Source organism: Bradyrhizobium pachyrhizi (genome assembly GCF_001189245.1).
Lineage (GTDB): Bacteria > Pseudomonadota > Alphaproteobacteria > Rhizobiales > Xanthobacteraceae > Bradyrhizobium > Bradyrhizobium pachyrhizi.
Genome location: NZ_LFIQ01000057.1, coordinates 106615 through 130425 on the forward strand (window position 1 = coordinate 106615; position 23811 = coordinate 130425).

Consider the following 23811-nt stretch of genomic DNA (forward strand, 5'->3'; position numbering starts at 1 on the left):
AAGGTGATCGCCGACCTCGCGCAGAACCCGGCGCGCGCCGAGGATCTCGAACGGGTCAAGACCCAGCTCATCGCGGAGGCGATCTACGCCCAGGACAACCAGGCGACGCTGGCGCGCTGGTATGGCGGCGCGCTGACCACCGGGCTCAGCATCGAGGATATCCGCAGCTGGCCGGACCGCATCCGCGCCGTCACCGCCGAGCAGGTGCGCACTGCTGCCGCCAGCTGGCTCGACAAGAAGCGGTCGGTGACCGGCTACCTGATCAAGGATACTGCGCCGAAACGCGAGGAGAAGCGCTCGTGATCTATTTCCTCACCCGCCGTGCGGCCCTGATCGGCGGCGCCTGCGCCGCGCTGCTGACGCTGACGTCGGCGCCCTCGCAGGCCGCGGCCAAGATCCAGCGGCTGGTATCGCCCGGCGGCATCGAGGCGTGGTTCGTGCAGGACGCGACCGTGCCGCTGATCGCGATGGAATATGCCTTCAGCGGCGGCGCCAGCCAGGACCCGCCCGGCAAGCCCGGCGTCGGCAATCTGGTCGCCGACCTGCTCGACGAGGGCTCCGGCGATCTCGATTCCAAAACCTATCATGAGCGGCTCGAGCGCCGCGCCATCGAGCTGAGCTTCCAGTCGAACCGCGATCAGTTCCGCGGCTCGCTGCGCATGCTCAAGGACAACAAGGACGAAGCCTACGACCTGCTGCGGATGGCGCTGACCTCGCCGCATTTCGAGCCGAAGGACGTCGAACGGATCCGTGCCCAGGTGATCGCCAATCTGCGCCGCGAATCGACCAATCCGTCCTCGCTCGCCGGCCGCAAGTTCCTCGAGCTCGCCTTCGGCGATCATCCCTATGCCAGGACGGCCACCGGCACGCTGGAAAGCGTGCCGACCATCCAGATCTCCGACCTCAAGGACTACACCCGCCGCATCATCGCCAAGGATACGCTGCGCGTTGCCGTGGTCGGCGACGTCGATCCCGATACGCTCGGCAAGCTGCTGGACAAGACCTTTGGCGCCCTGCCGGCGAAGGCCGAATTGACGGCGGTCCCCGACGTCGTGGCGACCAGGCCGCCGCAGCGCGCCTTCGTCCCGCTCGACGTGCCGCAGACCGTCGTCACCTTCGGCGGCCCCGGCATCGCCAGGCACGACCCGGACTTCATGGCGGCCTATGTGGTGAACCACATTCTCGGCGGCGGCGGGCTGTCGTCGCGGCTCTACAAGGAAGTGCGCGAGAAGCGCGGGCTGGCCTACTCGATCTATGAAGCGCTGGTCTGGATGGATCACTCCGCGCTGTTCATCGGCAACACCGGCACCCGCGCCGACCGCGCCGGCGAGACCGTCGATGCGATCGAAGCGGAAGTCCGCCGCATCGCCGAGGAAGGTCCGACGCAGAAGGAGCTCGACGAGGCGAAGTCCTACCTGAAGGGCTCGCAGATGCTGGCGCTCGACACCTCCTCCAAGCTCGCGCAGGCGATGCTGCAATACCAGCTCGACAAGCTGCCGATCGATTACATCGAGAAGCGCAACGCCATCGTCGACGCGGTGACGCTCGACGATGCCAAGCGGGTCGCCAAAAAGCTCTGGGGCAACGGCCTGCTCACCGCAATCGTCGGCCGCGCCCCGCAAGCCGCGGCGCAGCCGGTGTCGGCGCCGCCGAAGGCGAACTGACGCGTTCCGGCGCGCCACCTTCCCTTCATACGCACCACCGTTGTGGCCACACCTCTCTCCACCCCCCGTGTGGGGGTCCGCGACCACTGCATCAGCACCACCCAAGCACGATCAAACCCGCTATTCTGCGGCGGCCGATTCTTGCCTCCATGGGTGATGTCATGCTGCGGGTGTCCCGCGACCTTACGATCGACGAGAACGACATTGAGGTCGTCTTTGTCCGCGCCTCCGGCCCGGGCGGACAGAATGTCAACAAGGTCTCGACCGCGGCGCAGCTTCGCTTCGATACCAACAAGATTGCATTGCCGGCGGACGCCGCGCAGCGGCTGGCACGGCTCGCCGGCAGCCGTATGACCAAGGACGGCGTGATCGTGATCCACGCCTTCCGCTTTCGCACCCAGGAACGCAATCGCACCGATGCGATCGACCGGCTGCTCGAGATGTTGAGGGAGGCGATGGTGCGGCCGACACCGCGGCGGCCGACCAAGCCGACGCTCGGCTCCAAGCAGCGCCGGCTCGAGGGCAAGAAGCGCCGCAGCGACATCAAGGCGGGGCGCGGCGCGCGCCGTTTCGACGATTAAAGCATGATCGGGAAAAGTGCGAAGCGGTTTTCCGAAAAGATCATGCTCAAACAAAAGGCCAAAGCGCGATGACGATTCAACCTAATCTCATCGCGCTTTAGGGAACGCCGGACGCAGCGCACGCGGCACTGCATCCGGGATCCGGTCAGCGTCACCAGAAGCGTTTTCGCGCGAAGCGGATGTCGGTTCGCGCGAAGGAACGCGTCAGAACAAGAAGCCTGAGCCTTGGTTCCGATTGATCAGAACCGCGAAGGCTCTCGTACTTCAGTACTTCTTGGTTGCGGGCGCCATCTCGGAACCACCCGACTTCGGTGCCGTGCGTCCGCTGCCGACCGTTCCCTTGCTGCCTGACTTGGCGGCGGCACCGCTCTTCTGCGTCGTCGCGCCAGGTTGCGCCGCCATTTCTTCATCGCCGCTGCCGGACATGCCGCCGCCCTGCTGCATGGTACCTCTGCCCTGCGCACCGCCGCGAAGCTGGGTATCCGGTGCAGTCGTTCCCTGTGCCAGGACGGGGCCGGCCATCGCGGCCGAGATGGCAAGGGCGAGCACGCTGGTTTTTGCAAACGTCATCCATTTCTCCTGGGACTTTAATTGACGATGGAGGAGCGGCGCAGGTGGTGCGCCGTTTGCAGCGCCGACCCTGAACCCCATCGCGCAAGACTGAATTTTCCGCAAACGGCGCACGCGAGATGCAAGCTGCGTCGTGTGGTGATCGTGCAGGGATTTCGCGGTCATTTTGCGAAATTGTCGTCCGCATATGCGGCAACCAACGGTTCCGCGCCAGATCACCGCCCAGCTTTGTTCTGCTGTGAAACAGCCCGCTACTACCAACGGCGGATTTCAGCCTCCTACAGTCACCGCACAGAGGCGGTGATGTAGATGGCAAAGCTGCGCGCAGGGTGGTCGTTGGGGCTGGGATTTTGCAGCGCAATGCTTGCAGTGCAAATGACGGCTGCGCAGATGCCCCTGCCTGCCGCCAGGCCGCCCGATGGGGCGACGCTGTTCAAGCAGCAATGCGCGACCTGCCACACGTCAAACACGTCGGATGCCGTCCGGCAAGGCCCGTCGCTCTACAGGATCGTCGGCCGCCACGCCGGCAAGGCCGACGGCTTCAAATATTCCGCGGGCTTCAGCAAGGCCGACTTCGTCTGGGACGACGCCAGGCTCGATGCCTGGCTGACCAATCCGCAGGAGGTGATCCCCGGCGCCGTGATGGCCTACCGGCAGGCCAAGCCGGAAACCCGCGCCATGATCATCGCCTATCTGAAGGAGCTGAACTGAATGGCGAAACCCGTGCATTCGATGATCCGCGTGCTCGACGAAGCCAGAGCGCTCGACTTCTACCAGCGCGCGTTCGGCCTCGAGATCACGGACAATCTGAGATTTCCCGATTTCGCGCTGATCTATCTGCGCCATCCCTCCTCGCCCTTCGAGGTCGAGCTCACGGTCAATTTCGATCGCAAGGAACCCTACACGCTCGGCGACGGCTACGGCCATCTCGCCGTCATCGTCGATGACGTCGATGCCGAGCACGCGCGCTTCGAAAAGGAGAAACTGTCGCCCGGGCCGCTGCGCGACTTCAAGCATGACGGCAAGACGCTGGCGCGCTTCTTCTTCGTCTCCGATCCCGACGGCTACAAGATCGAGGTGATCCAGCGCGGCGGGCGCTTCGGCTAGAGCATGCTCGAACAACAAGGCAATTGCACAAACAAAAATTGACGGAGGAACCCATGAGAGAAATCGATCGACGCAGCAAATATGACCGGCGTGTCTTTCTCAAAGGCGCGGCCGTTACCGCACCCGCAGTCGCGATCGCGACCTCGACGGGGCTCGGCATCACCGATGCGTGGGCCGAAGGCGCCTCGACGCTGACGCCGGCCACGCTGAAGACGCTGCTCAAGATGGCGCGCGACATCTATCCGCACGATTTCCTCGGCGACAGCTACTACATAGCAGCGGTCAAGCCGTATGATGAGAAGGCCGCGAAGGATCCGGCGGTCAAGTCGCTGATCAATGACGGCGTCACGAGGCTCGATCAGGCGGCCAACGACCGCCACAAGATGCCTTATGTCCAGGTCGCCTGGGAAAACGATCGCGTCGCGCTGCTGCAACAGATCGAGCAGAGCGCCTTCTTCCAGAAGATCCGCGGCGATCTCATCGTCTCCATCTACAACAACAAGGAGGTGTGGCCGCGGTTCGGCTACGAGGGCTCCTCGGCCGAGCATGGCGGCTACATCAAGCGCGGCTTCGCCGATATCGACTGGCTGCCGAAGGTCTGAACGGGTCGGGAGGAAACAATGGCAAAATTCGATCTGAATGACAGCGGCGTTGTGGTGATCGTCGGCTCCGGTGCCGGCGGCGGAACGCTCGGCAATGAACTGGCGCAGAAGGGCGTCAAGGTCGTGATCCTCGAAGCCGGCCCGCGCATCGAGAACCAGGACTTCATCAACGATGAATGGGACAGCTTCACCCAGCTCGCCTGGTCCGACGCGCGCTCGACGTCGGGCAGCTGGCGTGTCCACCAGGACTTTCCGGGCCTGCCGGCCTGGATCGTGAAGGCAGTCGGCGGCTCGACCACGCATTGGGCCGGCGCCTCGCTGCGCTTCGACGAGCACGAGTTCAAGATCAAGTCGGCCTATGGCAACATGCCCGGCGCCAACCTGCTGGACTGGCCGATCACGCTCGCCGAGATGGAGCCATGGTACGCCAAGGCCGAGGACAAGATGGGCGTCACCCGCACCAACGGCATTCCCGGACTGCCCGGCAACAACAACTTCAAGGTAATGGAAGCCGGCGCCAGGAAGCTCGGCTACAAGGAAGTGCACACCGGGCGGATGGCGATCAACAGCGAGCCGCGTGACGGCCGCGGCTCCTGCCAGCAGATCGGCTTCTGCTTCCAGGGCTGCAAGTCGGGCGCCAAATGGTCGACGCTCTACACCGAGATCCCGAAGGGCGAAGCCACCGGCAATCTCGAAGTGCGCCCCGGCAGCATGGTGATCAAGGTCGAGCACGACCAGTCCGGCAAGGTCACCGGCGTGGTCTATGCCGATGCGACCGGCGCGATGCAGCGCCAGAAGGCCCGCGTCGTCGCGGTCGCCGGTAACTCGATCGAGAGCCCGCGACTGCTGCTCAACAGCGCCTCCAGCATGTTCCCGGACGGGCTCGCCAATTCATCCGGCCAGGTCGGCCGCAACTACATGCGGCACATGACCGGCAGCGTGTATGCGAGCTTCGAGAAATCGGTGCACATGTATCGCGGCACCACGATGGCCGGCATCATCCGCGACGAGGCCAAGAATGATCCGAAGCGCGGCTTCGTCGGCGGCTACGAGATGGAAACGCTGTCGCTCGGCCTGCCCTTCATGGCCGCGTTCCTCAATCCCGGCGCCTGGGGACGCAGCTTCACCAGCGCGATCGAGGGCTATCCGCGGATGGCCGGCATGTGGCTGGTCGGCGAGGACATGCCGCAGGAGACCAACCGCATCACGCTGGATCCGAAGATCAAGGACAAGTTCGGCATGCCGGTCGCCAGCGTGCATTTCGACGATCATCCGAACGACGTCGCGATGCGCGATCACGCCTACAAGCAGGGCTCCGCGGTCTATGAGGCGGTCGGCGCCACCGTCACCTACCCGACGCCGCCCTATCCCTCGACCCACAACATGGGCACCAACCGGATGAGCGAGAAGCCGCGCGACGGCGTGGTCAACAAGTTCGGCCAGACCCACGACATCAAGAACCTGTTCGTCTCCGACGGCAGCCAGTTCACGAGCGGTGCGGCCTGCAACCCGACGCTGACGATCGTGTCGCTGGCGATCCGGCAGGCCGACCACATCGCCGGCGCGATGCAGCGCAAGGAGATCTGAAGCGAGATTCGGTCGAATAGCGGCCGCGACGACCCTGCGCTCCCTCTCCCCGTTCCTGCGGGGAGAGGGCTGGGGTGAGGGGCCGTCTCCGCGTATTCAGCGGTAGCTGCGTTTGCGGAGACTCCCCCTCACCCGGAACGCATCTAACGATGCGTTCCGACCTCTCCCCGCAAGCGGGGCGAGGTGAAGCGGAGTGTGTTCCGGATTCCCTCTCACTGAAGCGGCCTTGCCTAACACGACAAGGCCGCTCTTCTTTTGCGTGATGTACTTGCGCGAAGCCTATTCCGCGGCATCCATGATCGCCGCCGCCCCGCGATAGTCGGGAACGACCGCCGGCGCATTCGCCTTGGCGCGGTAGATCAGGCAGGAGCAGCGCAGCAGCGACGCGAAATTGTTCACCTCGCCGTGATGATCGAGCACCTCGTTGTGCAGGGTGGTGAGGAACTTGGCCAGCGTCATGCCTTCCTTGGCCGCGATCTCCTCCAGCGTATCCCAGAACGACATCTCCAGCCGGATCGAGGTGCAATGGCCGTCGATCCGCAACGATCGGGTCTGCGATTCATAGTCGCGTTGCGGCTGATGCGCGAAAAGATGGCACATGGCGTTCCTCCGGCGAGAACTTATAATTTTTCTAAACGATATACCTGTGTGCGCGGCCCCACAATCGGGACGTAGGGCGTAACGCGCCGGCCGCCGAAGCCAAGCGTCTTCAAGGCGATAGGCTGGAATCATCCCCAACCTGCTTGCGGCCGCCAGATCGGTCCCATGCATTTGCCGGCGCGGCGACTTATAGTAACGGCCAGCCTCGAATCGCTCTCCGAACGTCCAATCCATGCCCGTCCGCCAGCTTCCCGAACAGCTCGTCAACCGCATCGCCGCCGGCGAAGTGGTCGAGCGCCCCGCGAGCGTGGTCAAGGAACTGGTCGAGAACGCGATCGACGCCGGCGCCAGCCGGATCGACGTTTTCACCGATGGCGGCGGGCGGCGCCGGATCGGCATCACCGACGACGGCGGCGGCATGACCCGCGCCGACCTCGCGCTTGCGGTCGACCGTCACGCCACATCCAAGCTCGACGACGAAGACCTGCTGCGCATCCGCACGCTCGGGTTCCGCGGCGAGGCGCTGCCCTCGATCGGCGCGGTCGCAAAGCTCGGCATCACCACGCGCCATGCCAGCGAGCCGCATGCCTGGTCGCTATCGGTCGAAGGCGGCGAGAAGTCGGAGGTCATGCCGGCCGCGCTCGGCCAGGGCACCCGCGTCGAGGTCAACGAACTCTTCTACGCCACGCCGGCGCGGCTGAAATTCCTCAAGACCGACCGCACCGAGGCCGAGGCGATCCGCGAGGTGGTGCGCCGCCTCGGCATGGCGCGCCCGGACATCGCCTTTACGCTGGCCGGCGAAGAGCGCGCGCCGGTCACCTGGGCCGCAGCGCTGCCCGGCGCCGCGGGCCGGCTGACCCGGCTCGGCGATATCCTGGGTGCGGATTTTCGTAGCTGTGCGATCGAGGTGCGCGCCGAGCGCGAGGGCGTCGTGGTGGAAGGCTTTGCCGCCGCGCCGTCGCTGACCCGCGCCAATGCGCTCGGGCAATATCTGTTCGTCAACGGCCGCCCGGTGCGCGACAAGCTGATCCTCGGTGCCGTGCGCGCGGCCTATTCCGACTACCTGCCACGCGACCGCCATCCCGTCGTGGCGCTGTTCGTGACCTGCGACCCGCAGGAGGTCGATGCCAATGTGCATCCGGCCAAGACCGAGGTGCGCTTCCGCAATGCCGGCCTGGTCCGCGCGCTCATCGTGCACGCCTTGAAGGAAGGCCTCGCGCGCGAAGGCAGGCGCACCGCGGCCAATACCGCCGACGGCGCCGCGCTCTCGGCCTTCCGCCCGGCCTTCACGCCGCCCCCCCCGGGCAATTGGGACTGGCGCGGCTCGCCGTCCTATCCGGCTGGCCCGATGCGCGCGTTCGACGGCGCGGCGGCGGCCGCCTTCGCCGAGCCCGGACAGGCCGCCTTCGACGTCGGCACGCCGACCGCCGATGTGCGCTTCGAGGCCGCGCGCGCGCCCGACCTGCTCGACCGGCCGCTCGGCGCCGCGCGCACCCAGATCCACGAGACCTACATCGTCTCGCAGACCCGCGACGGCCTCATCGTGGTCGACCAGCACGCGGCGCATGAGCGCATCGTCTATGAGAAGCTGAAGGCCTCGCTGGCGAAGAACGGCGTGCAGCGGCAGATCCTCTTGATCCCCGAGATCGTCGAGCTCGATGAAGCGACCGTCGAGAAGCTGCTCGATCGCGCCGAGGAGCTGGCGTCATTCGGGCTCGCGATCGAATCCTTCGGCCCCGGCGCCGTCGCCGTGCGCGAGACGCCCTCGCTGCTCGGCAAGGCCAATGCGGCGGGCCTGTTGCGCGACCTTGCCGAGCACATGGCGGAGTGGGACGAGGCGCTGCCGCTGGAGCGCCGGCTGATGCACGTCGCCGCCACCATGGCCTGCCACGGCTCGGTCCGCGCCGGCCGCCGCCTCAAGCCGGAAGAGATGAACGCGCTGCTCCGCGAGATGGAAGACACGCCGAACTCCGGCCAGTGCAACCACGGCCGCCCGACCTATGTCGAATTGAAGCTGAGCGATATCGAGAAGCTGTTCGGGCGGCGGTAGTGGCCACACATTCCGTCGTCCCGGGCAAGCCAACGGGTCGGCGCAAAGCGCCGCCCGATGACAGGCTCCGCGCGACCCGGGACCATAACCACAAATGCCTCCGTTGACGAAGGCCGGGGCCCCAGCGTGCCTTCACAACACACTTTCGTGGCTATGGGTCCCTGCTTTCGCAGGGACGACAGACTAGATTGCGGCGACAGCTCGCAAAAACACGAACTCCGTGTCGTCATAGGCGCGCCGCTCGAGCTCCTCGAAGCCCTCGGGTGCCGTGAACGCCGCGGCCTTTGCCTCCTCCACCACGAGCAGCGCGCCTGGTGTCAGCCAGCCGCCGTCGCGCAGCGAGGCGAGCGCCTTGTCGGCCAGCCCCTTGCCATAGGGCGGATCGAGAAACACCAGCGAGAACGGCTCGACCGGATGCGCCGGTCCAAGATCGGTGGCATCGCGGCGATAGACCTTGGTCGTGCCGCCGAGGCCGAGCGACTCGACATTGTTGCGCAGCAGCGCCCGCGCCTCGGCGCCATTGTCGACGAACAGCGTGAACTTGGCGCCGCGCGAGACCGCCTCGATGCCGAGCGCGCCGGTGCCGGCAAACAGATCGAGCACGCGCGCGTCCTCAACCGGATTGTCGTAGGCATGGATCAGAATGTTGAACACGGACTCGCGCAGGCGGTCCGCGGTCGGACGAATCTCGCGGCCCGCAGGCGAAGCGAGATTGCGGCCCTTCAGCCTGCCCCCGACGACGCGCATCGACCGTTACTCGTCCCGCGGCTTGAGATCGCGCTTGCCGTGATAGCCGCGCTTGGGACGGCGCGGCGGGCCGTAGCCGTTCGCTTCGTCTTCATTGCGGGCGCGCGCTTCCTCGCTGCCGGTGCGCTGCACCAGCACGCGGCGGCCCTTGCGGTCGTTGATGGTTTCGCGCTTGCTCGGCTTCGGCTTCCTGGCCGGCGCATCGTCTCCGTCGGCTGCGTCACGCTGCTCCGGCCGCGTGAAGTCGGCACCCGCGATCCTGGCGATCTTCTCGCCGAGCTGCTCGCGCAGTACCCGCGTCTTGACTTCCTCGACCTTGCCTTCCTCGAGCTCGCCGAGCTGGAACGGGCCGTAGGAAATCCGGATCAGCCGGTTCACCTCGAGCCCGAGATGCGCCATCACGTTGCGCACCTCGCGGTTCTTGCCCTCGCGGATCGCGAACACCACCCACACATTGGCGCTCTGGTCGCGTTCCAGCGTCGCGTCGATCGGTCCGTACTTGACGCCATCGACCTCGACGCCACCCTTGAGCTGATCGAGCTGGCCCTGCGTCACCTCGCCATGCGCGCGCACGCGGTAACGGCGCAGCCATCCGGTGTCGGGATGCTCCAGCGTCCGCGCCAGGCCGCCGTCATTGGTCAGCAGCAACAGGCCTTCGGTGTTGAAATCCAGCCGGCCGATCGAGATCAGCCGCGGCAGGCCCTCGGGCAGATTGTCGAACACGGTCGGTCGCCCCTCGGGATCGGCATGCGTCGTCATCAGCCCGCGCGGCTTGTGATACATGAACAGCCGCGTCCGCTCGCGCGGCGGCAACGGCTTGCCGTCGACCGCCACGACATCATTGTCGGTGATATCGAGCGCCGGCGAGTTGATCACGCGTCCGTTGACGGTGACGCGCCCTTGCGTGACGATCTCCTCGGCATCGCGGCGCGAGGCGAGACCGGCGCGCGCCAATACTTTGGCGATGCGTTCACCTGTCTTCGGCTTCGGCTCGGGACGCTCGCGCCGATCGTCGGTGGCGCGTTCGCGATAGGCGCCGCGGCCGCCGAAGGCCGGGCGCTTCGCAAAGATCCTGCTGTCGTCCTCATTGTCGCGGCGCGGCCGGTCGGAGAAGCGGCCCTCGCTGCGCGGGTGCCCCTGCCAGTCGGTGCGACCTTCGGGCCGTTCGCGGCGCCGGCTGTCGCGGCCACCATCTTCATCATGACGATCCCAGCGCGGCCGGCCGAACTTCGGACGATCACCCTGCTCGCGGTCGTCGCGGGACCTGGAGAATCGCGGACGTTCGCTACCACCGCGATCGTCGCGCGACCGCGAAAAGCGCGGGCGCTCATCGCCGCCGCGGTCGTCGCGCGGTTTGCGATCCCGCTTTTGCCAGGGCTTCTCGTCGCTGCGGTCGCGGCCTTCGAAGTCGCGGTCGCGCTTGAAGCGCGGCCGATCGCCGAAATCGCGGCGCGGCGCATCGCCGTCTTCGCGGCGGCGGAACGGGCGGCCTTCGCCCTTGTCGCGGAACGAACCCTTGTCGCGATCGCCGCGCGAAAACTTCCGGTCGTCGAATTTGCGCTCGGCGCGCTCGCCGCGCGGCGCAAAGGTCCGCTTCTCGCCGTCACGCTCGCCACGCGGCGTGTAGGGGCGCTTCTCGCCGAATTTGCGGTCGGATGACCGGCCCTCCGAACGCGCGCCACTCCGCTGCGGACGATCGCCCGCATCAAAGTCCCGGCGCTCGCCGCGCGGTTTGAACGGGCGCTTTCCGCCCCCCTCGCCGCCGCGGTCGTCGCGCTTGAAGCGCGGCCGGTCGCCGTAATCGCGGCGCGGCGCATCGCCGTCCTCGCGGCGGCGGAACGAGCGGCCCTCGCCCTTGTCGCCGAACGAGCGCTTGTCGCGATCACCACCTTTGCCGCCGAAGCTGCGCTTGCCGAACGGCTTGTCCGATCCGCGGGAGCCGCCGGAACGGCCCTTCCCGGGCGCCCCCCGGTCCCGCCGGCCGCGCGGGGAATCGTTGTTTTTGTCGCTGTCGCGGGGCATGAATGTTCTCGCCTGGAGGTTCAATTGGGGCGCAGGGCAACCGGCGATACGCGCGCCATCTGGGCGCGACTGGCGCAAAACCGGCATCCACTTCTGCTGAAGGCGACGCTACTAGCAGGTTTCTTCCGATGATACGAGGCATGTCTGCCCCTTCTTTCATGGATTTGGCGCTAAAAACCGCGGAAAATGCCGGAAAAGCTGGCGAGGTTCCGATCGGATGCGTGATCGTGCGGGGCTACGAGGTGATCGCGACCGCCGGCAACCGTACCCTGACCGACCGCGATCCGACGGCCCATGCGGAGATCCTGGCGATCCAGCAGGCCGCCGAGGCCATCGGCACCGAGCGACTGGTCGATTGCGACCTCTACGTGACGCTGGAGCCCTGCACCATGTGCGCCGGGGCAATCTCCTTTGCCCGCATCCGCCGGCTCTATTACGGCGCCGCCGACCCCAAGGGCGGCGCGGTCGAGTCCGGCGTGCGATTCTTCGCGCAGCCGACCTGCCACCATGTGCCGGAGGTCTATGGCGCGGTCGGCGAGACCGAGTCCGCGCGCCTGCTGCGCGAGTTCTTCAGGGAGCGACGGTAAGTGACGCGATCGCGGACCCCACCGCTGTCATCGTCCGCGAAAGCGGATGATCCAGTATTCCAGAGACGGCCATGATCGCTCGATAGGACGCGGCGTACTGGATACCCGCATTCGCGGGTAAGACGAGTTTCTCTTGTGACTACCCCGCCAGGAAAAACTCCCGCAGCAGCTTCGCGGTCGCCTCCGGGGCCTCCTCGGGCAGGAAATGCCCCGACGCCACCGGCGCGCCGCTGACATTGGTGGCCCAGGTCTTCCAGGTGTCGAGCGGTGTCGTTGCCGCGCTGGCAACCCCGGCATCGCCCCACAACGCCAGCATCGGGATCGTGATCTTCTTGCCGGCGTCGACATCGGCCTTGTCGATCTCGTAATCGGCATAGGCGCCGGCGCGATAGTCCTCGCACATCGCGTGGATGCGCGCGGGATCGCGGAATGGCGCCAGGTAGTGTTCGAACGCGCGCGGATCGATCGCCTCCAGCGTCTTGCTCCTGGTCTGGCTCGCCATCTTTTCCTTGAGGAAGAATTCACCATTGTTGGAGATCAGCGTCTCCGGCAGCGGATAGGGCTGCGCCAGGAACGCCCAGTGGTAGATCTTCAGCGCCGACAGGCGATTGAGCTTCTGCCAGTAATCATAGGTCGGTGCGATATCGAGCACCGCAAGCTTCGACAGCCGGCCGGGATGATCGAGCGCAAGCCGGTACGACACCCGGCCGCCGCGATCGTGGCCGGCGAGCGCGAAATGAACGTGCCCGAGCTGCTCCATCACCTCGACCATGGTCTTCGCCCACGCCCGCTTGGTGTAGGGCGTATGGTCCTTGTCGCTGTCGGGCATATCGGACCAGCCGTAGCCCGGCAGGTCGGCGATGATCAGCGTGAAGCTGTCGTCGAGTTTCGGCGCGACCGTGTGCCACATCACATGCGTCGAGGAGAAGCCGTGCAGCAGCAGCAAGGGCGGGCCCTTGCCGCCGACGCGGGCGAAGATGCGGCCCTGCGAGGTGTTGATCCATTCGGACGCATAGCCGGGAAAAAGATCGGCGAGATCAGGCATCGGTAGCTCCTTCCCTGTCGCGGCCGCGCTGCTTCAAACTTTGTTCGGCGTTGCTGCTGGCTCAGGCCAGGTTTATGCCATCCTCAAGTCCTGCCAACAACAACATGAAACGAGGAAGTGCCATGTCGATCGATTTCGAAATTCCCGCCGAAGCCAAGGCGATCCGCGAGAAGGTTCGCAAATTCGTCCACGACGAATGCATTCCGGCGGAAAAGGAACTCGACACCAAGCCGCTTGCCGAGGTGCTGGGACCGCTGCGGAAGAAGGCCCGCGCGCAGGGCCTGTGGTGCCCGTTCGTGCCGAAGGAGTATGGCGGTATGGGCCTCGGCCCGCTCGCCAACGCCCTGGTGCAGATGGAGCTGGGCGAGAGCATGCTCGGCGCGCTTTCGATGAACACGCAGGGGCCGGACGACGCCTCGATGATGACGATCCTGGCGCATGGCACCGAGTACCAGAAGGAAAAATTCCTCAAGCCCCTGCTGAACGGCGAAAAGCGCATCTGCTTTTCAATGACGGAAAAGGCCGCCGGCGCCGATGCCACCGGCATGCAGACCACGGCGGTGAAGGACGGCAACGAGAACTACATCCTCAACGGCGAGAAATGGTTCTCCTCGTCGGCGAGCGTCGCCGACCTCGCGCTGGTCATGGCGAAGACCGATCCGAACGCGCCGCGCCACAAGCAATACTCGACCTTCATCGTCGAGCTGCCCAACCCCGGCTACCGCATCAAGCGCAACGTCGCCAACATGGCGATCGAGGGTCCGCATGACGACGTGATCCACGGCGGCCACTCCGAGATCGAGATCAAGGACCTGAAGGTGCCGGCCGACAATCTGCTCGGTGGCGAAGGCAACGGCTTCAACATGGGCCAGCACCGCCTCGCCTACGGCCGGCTGCGCCACGGCATGCACAACGTCGCCAAGGCGCAGCGCGCGCTCGACATGGCGGCCGCCCATGTGACAAAACGCTCGACCTTCGGCCAGTTGCTGGCCGACCGCCAGGCGGTGCAGTTCATGCTCGCCGACTGCGCGAGCGAGCTCTATATCGGCCGGCTGATGCTGCTGCACATCGCCTACAAGGCCGAGAAGGGCCTCGACATCCGCCAGGAGAACTCGATCGCCAAGATCTTCCACGCCCACATGGTGCACAAGGTGATCGACACCGCGATCCAGGTGCACGGCGCGCTCGGCTTCAGCCAGGATACGCCGCTGGCGAAATGGTACACCCAGGTGCGCTCGCAGCGCTTGGTCGACGGGCCCGACGAGGTGCACAAGTGGAAGATCGGCAAGAACGTCATCAAGGCGTTCCGCGAGCACGGCACCACGGCGTCAGCGGCGGGCGGGGATCTGCTCTGACCCACTTCGTCATTCCGGGGCGGCGCAACGCGCCGAACCCGGAATCTCGAGATGAGGTGAGAAGGCGCCCACAACATCGAGATTCCGGATCGACGCGCGATGCGCGTCATCCGGAATGACCGCGTAAGGCGAGGCCTAAAGCGCGATGAGATTAGGTTGAATCGTCGTCGCGCTTTAGCTCCTTGTTTGAGCATGATCTTTTCGGAAAACCGCTTCGCACTTTTCCGGATCATGCTTTAGCCGCTCGCCGCAAACAGCTCCCATGTCCCGGGCAGTCCCTTCAGCTCGAACGCGCCGCGCTCGGCGAATTTCAACCCGGCGCCCGCGACCAGATCGGTCACCACGCGCGACACCAGCACCTCGTTCGAGCCGCACTGCGACATCACGCGCGCCGCGGCGTGGACCGCTATGCCGCCGATATCCGCCCCCCTCACCTCGATCTCGCCGGTGTGCAGGCCCGCTCGCACCGGCAGGCCGATCTGCCGCGCGGCCGAGCCGAACGCCAGCGCACAGCGTACGGCGCGGCCGGGACCGTCGAAGGTCGCCAGAATGCCGTCGCCGGTGCTCTTCACCAGATGGCCGCGATGGCGGCCGACCATCTGCTGCGCGAGTTGATCGTGATCGTCGAGCAGACGTCGCCAACGATGATCTCCCATCGTCGCGGCGCTGCGGGTCGAATCGACGATATCGGTGAACAGCACGGTCGCAAGCACTCGGTCGAGTTCGGCATCACCACCATCGCGATGGCCGGTGACGAATTCCTCGACATCGCCGAGCATCGCCTCGGTCTCGCCGACCCAGTAGTAGTGATCGCAGCCGGGATATTCCACGTATTTCGCGCCGGGGATCGAGCGCGCGACGGCACGGCCGAGCGCCACGGGAACGCGGGCATCGCCGGTCCGATGCAGGACAAGCGTCGGAGTCTGGAGCATCGGCAGGATCGTCGTGACGTCGATCGCGCGATTGAGAACGAGCAGCGTCCGCAACGCTCCCGGACTGCTCGACAGCCGCTCGAATTTCGCGATCTGCGCGATCACTTCTGCATTCGTTGCCTGGCTCGGCGCGACAGTCTTGACCGTGTCGCCAGAACCCCAGTTCTGCACGATCTCGTCGCAGCGCTGCTGCCACACGTCGTCCGGCTGGCGGTCCTTCGAGCGGGCAAAACTGCCGAGCAGAACGAGATGCGAAACGCGGTCCGGATAGGTTGCTGCAAACAGCACACTCATCGGACAGCCCTCGGAGAAGCCGAACAACACCGCCTTCGCGGAGCCTATGGCATCCATGATGGCCCGGACGTCGTCCATGCGCTGCTCGAGGGAGGGCGCGCCGGTCATCCGATCCGACAATCCCTGTCCGCGTTTGTCGAAGGTCACGACCCGGGCGAAACGCGACAGGCGGCGCAGTACGGCGGTGTAGCCGGGCATCTCGTGCATGAACTCGATGTGCGAGAACAGGCCGGGGACAAGGATGATGTCGACAGGGCCATCGCCCATCACCTGATAGGCGATGCTCGCGTCGGCGCTTTGCGCGTAGTGCGTCTCGGGCAGTCTGAAATCGGTCATTCGAAGGCCCCGGGGCGCGCCATTGTCGCCGCTGAGGCCGGATTGATCAACCCTTCTCCACCTCGACCGCCTGCCAGGCGATGTCGCGACGGCAGAATCCGTCCGGCCATTTGATGCGATCGATCGCCTGATAGGCGCGGTCGCGCGCCTCGGTGACCGTCTTGCCCATCGCACACACGTTCAGCACCCGGCCGCCATTGGCGATGATTGCGCCATCCTTCGCCACCGTGCCGGCGTGGAAGATCTCGACGCCCTCGACCTTGGCCGCGTCATCGAGGCCGCCGATCCGCGTGCCCTTGATGTAGTCGCCGGGATAGCCCTTCGCCGCCATCACCACCGTCAGCGCCGGGTCCGGATACCAGCGCAGGTCGAAATTCTTCAACTGCCCGTCGATCGAGGCGAGGAAGGCCGGCACGATGTCCGACATCATCCGCAGCATCAGCACCTGGCACTCGGGATCGCCGAAGCGAACATTGTATTCGAACAGTTTTGGGCCCTGCGCGGTCAGCATCACGCCGGCATAGAGCACTCCCTTGAACGGCGTGCCGCGGCTCTTCATCCCGGCAACCGTCGGCAGGATGATCCGCGCCATGATCTGGTCGTGCACCTCAGGCGTCACGAACGGCGTCGGCGAATAGGCGCCCATGCCACCGGTGTTCGGCCCCTTGTCGTGATCGAACACCCGCTTGTGGTCCTGCGCCGAGGCCAGCGGAATTGCGGTCTCGCCGTCACACAGCGCGAAGAAGCTGATCTCGCGGCCCGACAAAAATTCCTCGATCACGACCTCGGCGCCGGCCGAGCCGAACGCACCCTCGAACATCATCGCAATCGCGGCCTCGGCCTCGGGCAGCGTCTGCGCCACCACGACGCCCTTGCCGGCCGCAAGCCCGTCGGCCTTGACCACGATCGGTGCGCCCTGGGCGCGGACATAGGCCACCGCGTCCTTCGCATTGTCGAAGCGGCGATAGGCGCCGGTCGGAATGTCGAACTCGCTGCAGAGGTCCTTGGTGAAGCCCTTGGAGCCCTCGAGCTGGGCGGCCTGCCTGCTCGGCCCGAACGCCTTGATGCCGACCGCGACGAGGTCGTCGACGATCCCGGCGGCGAGCGGCGTCTCCGGACCGACCACCACCAGTTCGACCGCATTGCCCCGGCAGAATTCGATCACCGCGGCATGGTCGGCGACATCGAGCGCAACGCATTCGGCCTCGCGCGCGATCCCGGCATTGCCCGGCGCGCACCAGAGTTTCGTCACCAGCGGGGATGCGGCGATCTTCCACGCCAGCGCATGTTCGCGGCCACCGGAACCGAGCAGGAGGATGTTCATCTGTGTCGCCGATCAGAGGGGTTGTAACGCCATTTCGTCCGGTTTAGCACGCTCCCGAACCGCAGCAACACGCGGTTCGATCAGATGTGGATATGTGATTCGACGCCTGAAACGCGGCGTCCGGACCTTGCACACGGGGTCGAAAACCCCGATTCTATAGATCAGATGACCGCTGCTCCGAATCTCGTCAACGCGCCTGAATTCACCGTCTCGGAACTCTCTTCCGCCCTGAGGCGGACGGTGGAGGACCGCTTCGGCCATGTCCGTGTCCGCGGCGAGATTTCCGGCTTTCGCGGCCCGCATTCCTCCGGCCACTGCTATTTCGCCCTGAAGGACGAGAGCGCCAAGATCGAGGCCGTGATCTGGAAGTTCGCCCACGCCCGGATGCGCTTCAAGCCGCAAGAGGGCCTCGAGGTCATCGCCACCGGCAAGCTGACCACCTATCCGAACTCCTCGAAGTACCAGATCGTCATCGATTCGCTGGAGCCCGCCGGCGTCGGCGCGCTGATGGCGCTGATGGAGGAGCGCAAGAAGAAGCTCGCCGCCGAGGGCCTGTTCGACGAGGCCCGCAAGCAGCTTTTGCCCTGGCTGCCCGAGGTGATCGGCGTCGTCACCTCGCCGACCGGCGCCGTGATCCGCGACATTCTGCACCGGCTGGAGGACCGCTTCCCCCGCCGCGTGCTGGTCTGGCCGGTCAAGGTGCAGGGCGACGGTTCGGCCGAACAGGTGGCGGCCGCGATCCGCGGCTTCAACGCGCTGCCGGAGGGCGGCCGGATCCCGCGGCCTGATCTCTTGATCGTCGCGCGCGGCGGCGGTTCGCTGGAGGACCTGTGGTCGTTCAACGAGGAGATCGTGGTCCGCGCCGCGGCCGAGAGCCATATCCCGCTGATCTCGGCGGTCGGCCATGAGACCGACATCACGCTGATCGACTTCGTCGCCGACAAGCGCGCACCGACGCCGACCGCTGCCGCCGAGATGGCGGTGCCGGTGCGCAGCGAGCTGTTCGTCGAGGTTCAGGCGCTCGCCCGCCGCACCATGGTGTGCTGGCAGCGCGCCCAGGAGGCCCGCCGCAACGAGCTGCGTGCCGCGGCGCGGGCGCTGCCGGCGGCGCACGAGCTGCTGGCGATCCCGCGGCAGCGGCTCGATCATCTCGCAGCGGGATTGCCGCGCGGGCTGAAGGCCAATACGCACGCACATTTCCGCCGCTTTGCCGCCAGCAGTTCGCGCCTCACCATCGGCGTGCTCCGCGGCCAGATCGCGCATGCGCGGCAGCGGCTCACCGCATCCGGCGAGCGCATCACGCTATCGGCGCGCGCGCTGCTGCATCGCCGCCGCGAGCGCTTCAGCGGGCTCGAGATCCGGCTCAAGGCCTCGAAGCTCGCCAACGCCAAGGCCCAGCGCAACGCCATCGCCCGCGATCTCGAACGCACCCACCGCCTCGCCGAGCGCGCCCGCCGTGCGCTGGTGACGACGATGCAGCGGCTCGAGGCGCGCGTCGCCCATAGCGGCCAGCTGCTGTCGGCGCTGTCCTATCGCGGCGTGCTGGCGCGCGGCTTTGCGCTGGTGCGCGACGCGCACGGCCACGCCCTGCACTCCGCCGCGGCGGTCGGCCCGAATGCCGGCCTGTCGATCGAGTTCGCCGATGGCCGCGTCGCCGCCACCGCTGACGCCAATCAGCCTCCGGCAACGGTAACGCCCGAGAGCCAGCCGAAGCCTCAGCCGCGCGAGGCGAAACCGGCGGCGCCGAAGCGCGTCACCAAGCCGGTGGACCAAGGCAGTCTGTTCTAGCGCGACAGCCACTCGGCGACTTGCTTTTGCGCATCCTTGCGCGCGCCGGTATCGGTGCCGATGTGACCACGCTCGGCGATCTCGGCATCGGAGGCCGCGACCGCGTGCAGCGGCAGGTTGGGCCGGTCGAAGTCGTGATAGGCCTCGGGATAGACCACGATCCGCGCCAGCGCGCTGCGGCCGCGGGCGCCGTCGACCATCTGGTGGCAGGCCGATGACGATGTCACGTCGTCGCGCGCGCCGATCAGGACCAACGTCGGCACCCGCGCGCTCCAGCCGAGGCCGAACGAGGCGCGGCAATCCGGATAGAATGCGACCGCCGAGCGAAAATCCGGCTTGACGTTGCGCGACCACATCTGCGGCCGCACCGCCCACAGCAAAGCGGCGGCGCCGTTGCCCCAGCCGATCAGGCTGATGCGGCGCTTCGCCACCCATTTCTGCTGCACCAGCCACTGCCGCGCCGCGTTGATGTCGGCGACCCGCGCGCGGCGGGTCTGGACCTGATGCTCCCTGATGCGGCACTGCGGGCTCAGCTCGCGCGAGCCGTAGCTGTCCGGCAGCAGCACCGCATGGCCGGTGGTCAGCAATTGCTCGGCCCAGTCGCGATAGCGCGGCAGGACCGGTTCGGACCGGCCGGCGAGACCGCCGCAGCCATGCAGCGCGATGACGGTCGGGAACGGGCCGTCGCCATCGGGCCGGTAGAGCTGCGCGTGCAGCGTGATATTGCCTTCGGGGATCTCGACCTGATGCGGGGCCGGGAGTGGCGAAGCGGCCGCGGCCGGCACGGCAAGCATGGCGAGGCACATGAAAACTGGCTTGAGGCGCATCCGATCCGGCCGGCTCGTTATGGCGCCGCAAACATAGCGGACCACGGCCGCAAGGCTACCATGCGCGTCTGCCGCCAAATCATCACAAGTCGGTGGTTTAACGGGCGGACATGACACCCTATCTGTGATAGACGGTTCCATCGACATCCAGATGGCCTCGTCGGAGGCAAGGCGGAGAGCTCAATCGTGCTGAACAAGTTCGGTCCCTCGGGCCATGGCGAAGCGCAGGTGCAATATCTCGACGGCGATTTCCGCGTGATCTCGCCCGGCACCTTTGTGCGTTGTGCCATCACCGACGTCCGGATTCCGCTCGACGAGCTGAAGTACTGGAGCGTCGATCTGCAGGAAGCCTACGCCACCCCGACGGCCGTGCTGCAGCGCCACCATCCCGGCGTCCTCAAGCCGCAGGCCTAGGCTCGACGCCGGGTTCATTTGCGCAGCCTCCTGTCCCGCGCCCTGAACAGCTGATCGGCCACCAGGCGCCGCAGCGCGTCGCCATCGTCGAATTGCAGCGTCACCGCGAACGGCACGATCGCCTGCGCCCAGGCCGGCATCCCGTCCGGACCACGCAACCGCGCGAGATCCTTTTCCGTCGTCACCAGCGTCAGTCCGTCGCCACGCGCCTCGGCAACGAGCGCTTCGATCTCCTCCTTGGTGAAGGCGTGATGATCGGCGAAAGCCTTGCTGCACACGACGTCGACGCCGCTTGAGCGCAACGTGTTGAAGAAGCGCGCGGGATCGCCGATGCCGGCAAAGGCGAGCGCACGCGTTCCGCTCAGCGCCGCCAGCGAAGCCTGGTCCGGCTTCAGATGCGCCGACAGCACCGGCTTGCCGCGGGACGCCAGATCGGCCGCAATCCTTTGCGCCGCGCTCCCCTCGCCGACCACGATCAGCGCGTCGGTCCGTTCCAGCTGCGGCACCAGCGGCGCGCGCAACGGTCCCGCCGGAATCACGCGGCCACTGCCGACGCCGCGCGTGCCGTCGATCACGATCAGGCAAGCATCCTTCGCCACCGAGGGATTCTGGAAGCCGTCATCCATCAGGATCACGCTTGCGTCCTGCGCGCGCGCCAGCGCCAGGCCTGCGGCGCGGTCGCGCGACACCACGACCGGCAAGCACGCCGCCATCATCAGCGGCTCGTCGCCGACATCGGCCGCCGTGTGGCTGTCGCGATCGACCTTGACCGGGCCAGCGAGCCTGCCGCCATAGCCGCGGCTGAGCACCACCGGCCGCTCGTCAATTTCGCGCAGCAATTTTGCCAGCGCCAGCACCGTTGGCGTCTTGCCGGCGCCGCCGACATGGTAATTGCCGACGCAGATCACGGGAATGCCGGCGTCGACGCCGGATTGCCGCATCCGCCGTGCGGCGACCGCGCCGTAAAGCGCGGCAAGCGGTTGGAGCAGTTGCGATGTCCAAGACGACGGCCGGTGCCAGAAGGCCGGCTCACGCATTGGCGGCTCCCATCTCGAGCCGCAATTGCAACAGATAGGGCTCGAGAGCGGTCACCGTGCGCTCCAGCGCGCCACCGAGCTGTTCGACGACGCGCTCGGAGGCCGCCAGCGACGTGTCGCGTGCCGCGGAATCCGCGAGGAACTGGCCGAGCTGCTTGACCAGCGCCTCCCGGTCATCGGCGCGGCGCGCGCCGCCGGCGCGATCGAGCGCCTCATAGACATCGGTGAAGTTGAACACGTGCGGGCCGTGCACGATGGCCGCGCCAAGCTTGATCGCCTCGATCGGATTCTGGCCACCATGCGCAACCAGCGAGCCGCCCATGAACACGATCGGCGCGAGGCGATAGAACAGGCCGAGTTCGCCCATCGTATCGGCGACATAGATATCTGTTGTCGCGACCGGCAGATCCTCGTGCGAGCGCAGGCCGGGGCGCAGGCCGGCCTCCGTCACCAGCCGCGCCACCGCCTCGCCGCGCGCGGCATGCCGCGGCACGATCACCGTCAGCAGGCCGGGGAAGAATCCCGCGAGCGACTTGTGCGCCTCGATCAGGATCTCTTCCTCGCCGGGATGGGTCGACGCGGCCACCACGATGGCGCGGCCGCGCGTCACCGACATCAGACGCTCCAGCTTGGCCGGATCGGCCGGCGGCGCCGCGACGTCGAGCTTGAGGTTGCCGGTGACGACGACGTTGTGGCTGCCGAGCGCGGCAAAGCGTTCGGCGTCGGTATTCGACTGCGCGAGGCAGATGTCGAACCGGCCGAGCAACGCGCCGATGGTGTTGGAGACCCGGCGCCAGCGCGGGAAGGAGCGCTGCGACATCCGCCCGTTGATCAGCACCATCGGCAGCCGCCGCGCGGCGCTCGACAGGATCAGGTTCGGCCACAAATCGGATTCGATGAACAGCGCCAGCGACGGATGCCAGTGATCGAGGAAGCGCGTCACATAACGCGGCGAATCGTACGGCACGTATTGATGGATGACGTCGGGCGGGAAGCGCTTGGCGACGATCGCCGCCGAGGTCACCGTGCCCGAGGTGAGCAGGATGCGCAAATTGAGCGCGCGCAGCCGCTCGATCAGCCCGGCCGCCGCCAGCACCTCGCCGACGCTGGCGCCGTGAATCCACACCAGCGGGCCCTGCGGCCTGGTATCGGCGCTCACGCCGCGCCGCTCGCCGACGCGTTCGGGATCTTCCTTGCCGAGCTTGAGCCGCCGCTTGATCAGGGCAGGCGCGAGCGGCACCATCGCGGACGACAGCTTGCGGTACACACGCAACGTCATCGGTAGCGAGCTAGCCAAGCGCTGCCTCCGGCCGCCCGACCGCTGCATAGGCACGTCGGGTCGCTTCGTTGAGAAGTTCCTCCACGTGCTGCCGAAGCTTTTCCATCGTCGCGGCGTCGGCGTCGGGCGGCACATAGACCGGCTCAATACCTACCACTGCGCCGCGCCCGAATGGCAAATTGATGGTGGTCGAATCCCAGTTTTTCAACCGGATGAATCGGCTGGTGACCATCGCAAAGGGGATGATCGGCCGGCCGGTCTCCCGCGCCAGCATGATGGCCCCGAGGCCCGCCACCCGCGCCCGCTTCGGCACGTCGGCCGTCGTGGCCATGTTGCAGCCGTCTTCCAGCGCCCGAACCATCTCCAGGAAGGCGCCGACACCGCCCTTGCGATGGAACGCGCCGGAATGATCGCCGGAACCTCTGATGGTGCCGATACCGAGCCGCTCCACCGCGAGGGCGTTGAACTCGCCGTCGCGGTGGCGGGAGATCAGCACCTTGGCGCGGTAGCTCTCCTTGGTCTTGATGAACGGCGTCATGAAGTGCTGGCCGTGCCAGAACACGAAGATCGCCGGCATCAGTGGCTCGACGATCCCGTACACGTCATGCGGCTGGTAGCTGAAGCGGTTGGTGTACCACACCAGCCGCAGATACTCGGCCGCAAGCACACCCAGCGCGCGCTGCACGAAGCCGCTGCGCAGCAGATCGCGAAAAAGTCGTTTCAATGGGAATGCTTTGTGTCCTGCTCAGGATCGAGCAACCGGTGGAGATGAACGACGAAATAGCGCATCTGGGCGTTGTCCACGGTCTGCTGCGCCTTCGCCTTCCAGGCTGCATAGGCGGTCGCATAGTTCGGGTAGACGCCGACGATCTCGACTTCGTCCAGATTCTTGAAGGTGTTGTGCTCAAGATCGGTCAACTCGCCGCCGATCACGAGGTGAAGCAGCTGGGGCTGGGCATTGTCTGACATGATGGTGCTTTTCCTAACGAGATGCCCGGCAAACAAATGAAGTCGTGGTCGTCACAGGTCTGGTCGTCACAAGGCTGGTCGTCACAAGGCTGTC

The 23811-nt window shown here is 66.4% G+C and carries 23 protein-coding genes and 1 pseudogene; 12 read left to right on the forward strand and 12 right to left on the reverse strand.

The genetic code is table 11. The features are described 5' to 3' along the window. The 3 genes and pseudogenes from AKL29_RS44675 to arfB all read left to right on the forward strand — a co-directional run. Positions 1-303: pseudogene (locus tag AKL29_RS44675) on the forward strand (insulinase family protein); the annotation flags it as partial. Then, the gene (locus AKL29_RS11285; protein WP_167350390.1) at positions 300-1664 is read left to right on the forward strand and encodes a M16 family metallopeptidase; all 1365 of its coding nucleotides are present in this window, start codon (positions 300-302) and stop codon (positions 1662-1664) included. The pseudogene AKL29_RS44675 and the gene AKL29_RS11285, both read left to right, overlap by 4 nt. A gap of 161 nt (positions 1665-1825) precedes the next feature. After that, on the forward strand, positions 1826-2245 hold the full coding sequence (arfB, locus tag AKL29_RS11290; protein WP_050384204.1) for an alternative ribosome rescue aminoacyl-tRNA hydrolase ArfB: 420 nt from the start codon (positions 1826-1828) through the stop codon (positions 2243-2245). A 264-nt stretch (positions 2246-2509) separates the two neighbouring features. Here arfB and AKL29_RS11295 read toward each other — a convergent pair whose 3' ends face one another. Continuing rightward, positions 2510-2815: a hypothetical protein gene (locus AKL29_RS11295; protein ID WP_028333061.1), complete on the reverse strand. Its 306-nt coding sequence runs from the start codon at positions 2813-2815 to the stop codon at positions 2510-2512. A 390-nt stretch (positions 2816-3205) separates the two neighbouring features. Between AKL29_RS11295 and AKL29_RS11300 the strand changes: the two genes are divergently transcribed. From AKL29_RS11300 to AKL29_RS11315, 4 genes are read left to right on the forward strand one after another with little or no spacing between them, the layout of a single operon-like run. Further along, complete coding sequence (locus AKL29_RS11300; RefSeq protein WP_050384266.1) at positions 3206-3526, forward strand: c-type cytochrome; 321 nt, start codon at positions 3206-3208, stop codon at positions 3524-3526. Beyond that, positions 3527-3922 carry a VOC family protein gene (locus tag AKL29_RS11305; RefSeq protein WP_050384205.1) on the forward strand — a complete coding sequence of 132 codons (396 nt, stop codon included), beginning with the start codon at positions 3527-3529 and terminating at the stop codon, positions 3920-3922. A 53-nt stretch (positions 3923-3975) separates the two neighbouring features. Beyond that, positions 3976-4524: a twin-arginine translocation pathway signal gene (locus AKL29_RS11310; protein ID WP_050384206.1), complete on the forward strand. Its 549-nt coding sequence runs from the start codon at positions 3976-3978 to the stop codon at positions 4522-4524. Between the two features lie 18 nt (positions 4525-4542). Further along, complete coding sequence (locus AKL29_RS11315) at positions 4543-6111, forward strand: GMC family oxidoreductase (RefSeq protein WP_050384207.1); 1569 nt, start codon at positions 4543-4545, stop codon at positions 6109-6111. A 279-nt stretch (positions 6112-6390) separates the two neighbouring features. Here AKL29_RS11315 and AKL29_RS11320 read toward each other — a convergent pair whose 3' ends face one another. Beyond that, positions 6391-6711, reverse strand: a complete 321-nt coding sequence (locus tag AKL29_RS11320; protein ID WP_016848007.1) for a ribbon-helix-helix domain-containing protein — start codon at positions 6709-6711, stop codon at positions 6391-6393. A 232-nt stretch (positions 6712-6943) separates the two neighbouring features. On the opposite strand from AKL29_RS11320, the gene mutL reads away from it, so the two are divergent. Beyond that, positions 6944-8761, forward strand: a complete 1818-nt coding sequence (gene mutL, locus AKL29_RS11325; protein ID WP_050384208.1) for a DNA mismatch repair endonuclease MutL — start codon at positions 6944-6946, stop codon at positions 8759-8761. A gap of 183 nt (positions 8762-8944) precedes the next feature. On the opposite strand, the gene rsmD is transcribed toward mutL, so the two are convergent. After that, positions 8945-9508 (reverse strand): 16S rRNA (guanine(966)-N(2))-methyltransferase RsmD, encoded by a 564-nt coding sequence (rsmD, locus tag AKL29_RS11330; RefSeq protein ID WP_028333055.1) that lies wholly within the window; start codon positions 9506-9508, stop codon positions 8945-8947. A 6-nt stretch (positions 9509-9514) separates the two neighbouring features. Then, positions 9515-11530: a pseudouridine synthase gene (locus AKL29_RS11335; RefSeq protein WP_050384209.1), complete on the reverse strand. Its 2016-nt coding sequence runs from the start codon at positions 11528-11530 to the stop codon at positions 9515-9517. A 140-nt stretch (positions 11531-11670) separates the two neighbouring features. On the opposite strand from AKL29_RS11335, the gene AKL29_RS11340 reads away from it, so the two are divergent. After that, complete coding sequence (locus AKL29_RS11340; protein WP_244481938.1) at positions 11671-12117, forward strand: nucleoside deaminase; 447 nt, start codon at positions 11671-11673, stop codon at positions 12115-12117. 139 nt (positions 12118-12256) lie between these two features. Here the strand turns inward: AKL29_RS11340 and AKL29_RS11345 are convergent, their stop codons facing one another. Beyond that, positions 12257-13162 carry an alpha/beta fold hydrolase gene (locus tag AKL29_RS11345; protein ID WP_050384211.1) on the reverse strand — a complete coding sequence of 302 codons (906 nt, stop codon included), beginning with the start codon at positions 13160-13162 and terminating at the stop codon, positions 12257-12259. Positions 13163-13284: 122 nt separating this feature from the next. Between AKL29_RS11345 and AKL29_RS11350 the strand changes: the two genes are divergently transcribed. After that, positions 13285-14517, forward strand: a complete 1233-nt coding sequence (locus AKL29_RS11350; protein ID WP_050384212.1) for an acyl-CoA dehydrogenase family protein — start codon at positions 13285-13287, stop codon at positions 14515-14517. Between the two features lie 236 nt (positions 14518-14753). On the opposite strand, the gene AKL29_RS11355 is transcribed toward AKL29_RS11350, so the two are convergent. Together AKL29_RS11355 and purD are read right to left on the reverse strand one after the other, a co-directional pair. Then, a complete protein-coding gene (locus AKL29_RS11355; RefSeq protein WP_050384213.1) occupies positions 14754-16079 on the reverse strand; it encodes an adenylate/guanylate cyclase domain-containing protein in 1326 nt (441 codons plus the stop codon). Positions 16080-16125: 46 nt separating this feature from the next. After that, the gene (purD, locus tag AKL29_RS11360; RefSeq protein ID WP_050384214.1) at positions 16126-17403 is read right to left on the reverse strand and encodes a phosphoribosylamine--glycine ligase; all 1278 of its coding nucleotides are present in this window, start codon (positions 17401-17403) and stop codon (positions 16126-16128) included. A 165-nt stretch (positions 17404-17568) separates the two neighbouring features. On the opposite strand from purD, the gene xseA reads away from it, so the two are divergent. Then, positions 17569-19191: an exodeoxyribonuclease VII large subunit gene (xseA, locus tag AKL29_RS11365; RefSeq protein ID WP_050384215.1), complete on the forward strand. Its 1623-nt coding sequence runs from the start codon at positions 17569-17571 to the stop codon at positions 19189-19191. On the opposite strand, the gene AKL29_RS11370 is transcribed toward xseA, so the two are convergent. Continuing rightward, entirely contained in the window at positions 19188-20018 is an 831-nt protein-coding gene (locus AKL29_RS11370; RefSeq protein ID WP_050384216.1) for a dienelactone hydrolase family protein, read from the reverse strand. The genes xseA and AKL29_RS11370 overlap by 4 nt on opposite strands. Positions 20019-20204: 186 nt before the next feature. On the opposite strand from AKL29_RS11370, the gene AKL29_RS11375 reads away from it, so the two are divergent. Then, complete coding sequence (locus AKL29_RS11375; RefSeq protein WP_016848019.1) at positions 20205-20432, forward strand: DUF2093 domain-containing protein; 228 nt, start codon at positions 20205-20207, stop codon at positions 20430-20432. Between the two features lie 14 nt (positions 20433-20446). On the opposite strand, the gene lpxK is transcribed toward AKL29_RS11375, so the two are convergent. The 4 genes from lpxK to AKL29_RS11395 are packed head-to-tail and all read right to left on the reverse strand — an operon-like array spanning position 20447 to position 23717. Then, the gene (lpxK, locus tag AKL29_RS11380) at positions 20447-21469 is read right to left on the reverse strand and encodes a tetraacyldisaccharide 4'-kinase (protein ID WP_050384217.1); all 1023 of its coding nucleotides are present in this window, start codon (positions 21467-21469) and stop codon (positions 20447-20449) included. Continuing rightward, positions 21462-22796: a 3-deoxy-D-manno-octulosonic acid transferase gene (locus AKL29_RS11385; protein ID WP_050384218.1), complete on the reverse strand. Its 1335-nt coding sequence runs from the start codon at positions 22794-22796 to the stop codon at positions 21462-21464. Before AKL29_RS11385 ends, lpxK begins: the two co-directional genes overlap by 8 nt. Continuing rightward, positions 22759-23472 (reverse strand): lysophospholipid acyltransferase family protein, encoded by a 714-nt coding sequence (locus AKL29_RS11390; protein ID WP_050384219.1) that lies wholly within the window; start codon positions 23470-23472, stop codon positions 22759-22761. The genes AKL29_RS11385 and AKL29_RS11390 overlap by 38 nt, the downstream gene beginning before the upstream one ends. Next, on the reverse strand, positions 23469-23717 hold the full coding sequence (locus tag AKL29_RS11395; RefSeq protein ID WP_016848023.1) for a DUF4170 domain-containing protein: 249 nt from the start codon (positions 23715-23717) through the stop codon (positions 23469-23471). The genes AKL29_RS11390 and AKL29_RS11395 overlap by 4 nt, the downstream gene beginning before the upstream one ends. Positions 23718-23811 lie beyond the last annotated feature (94 nt).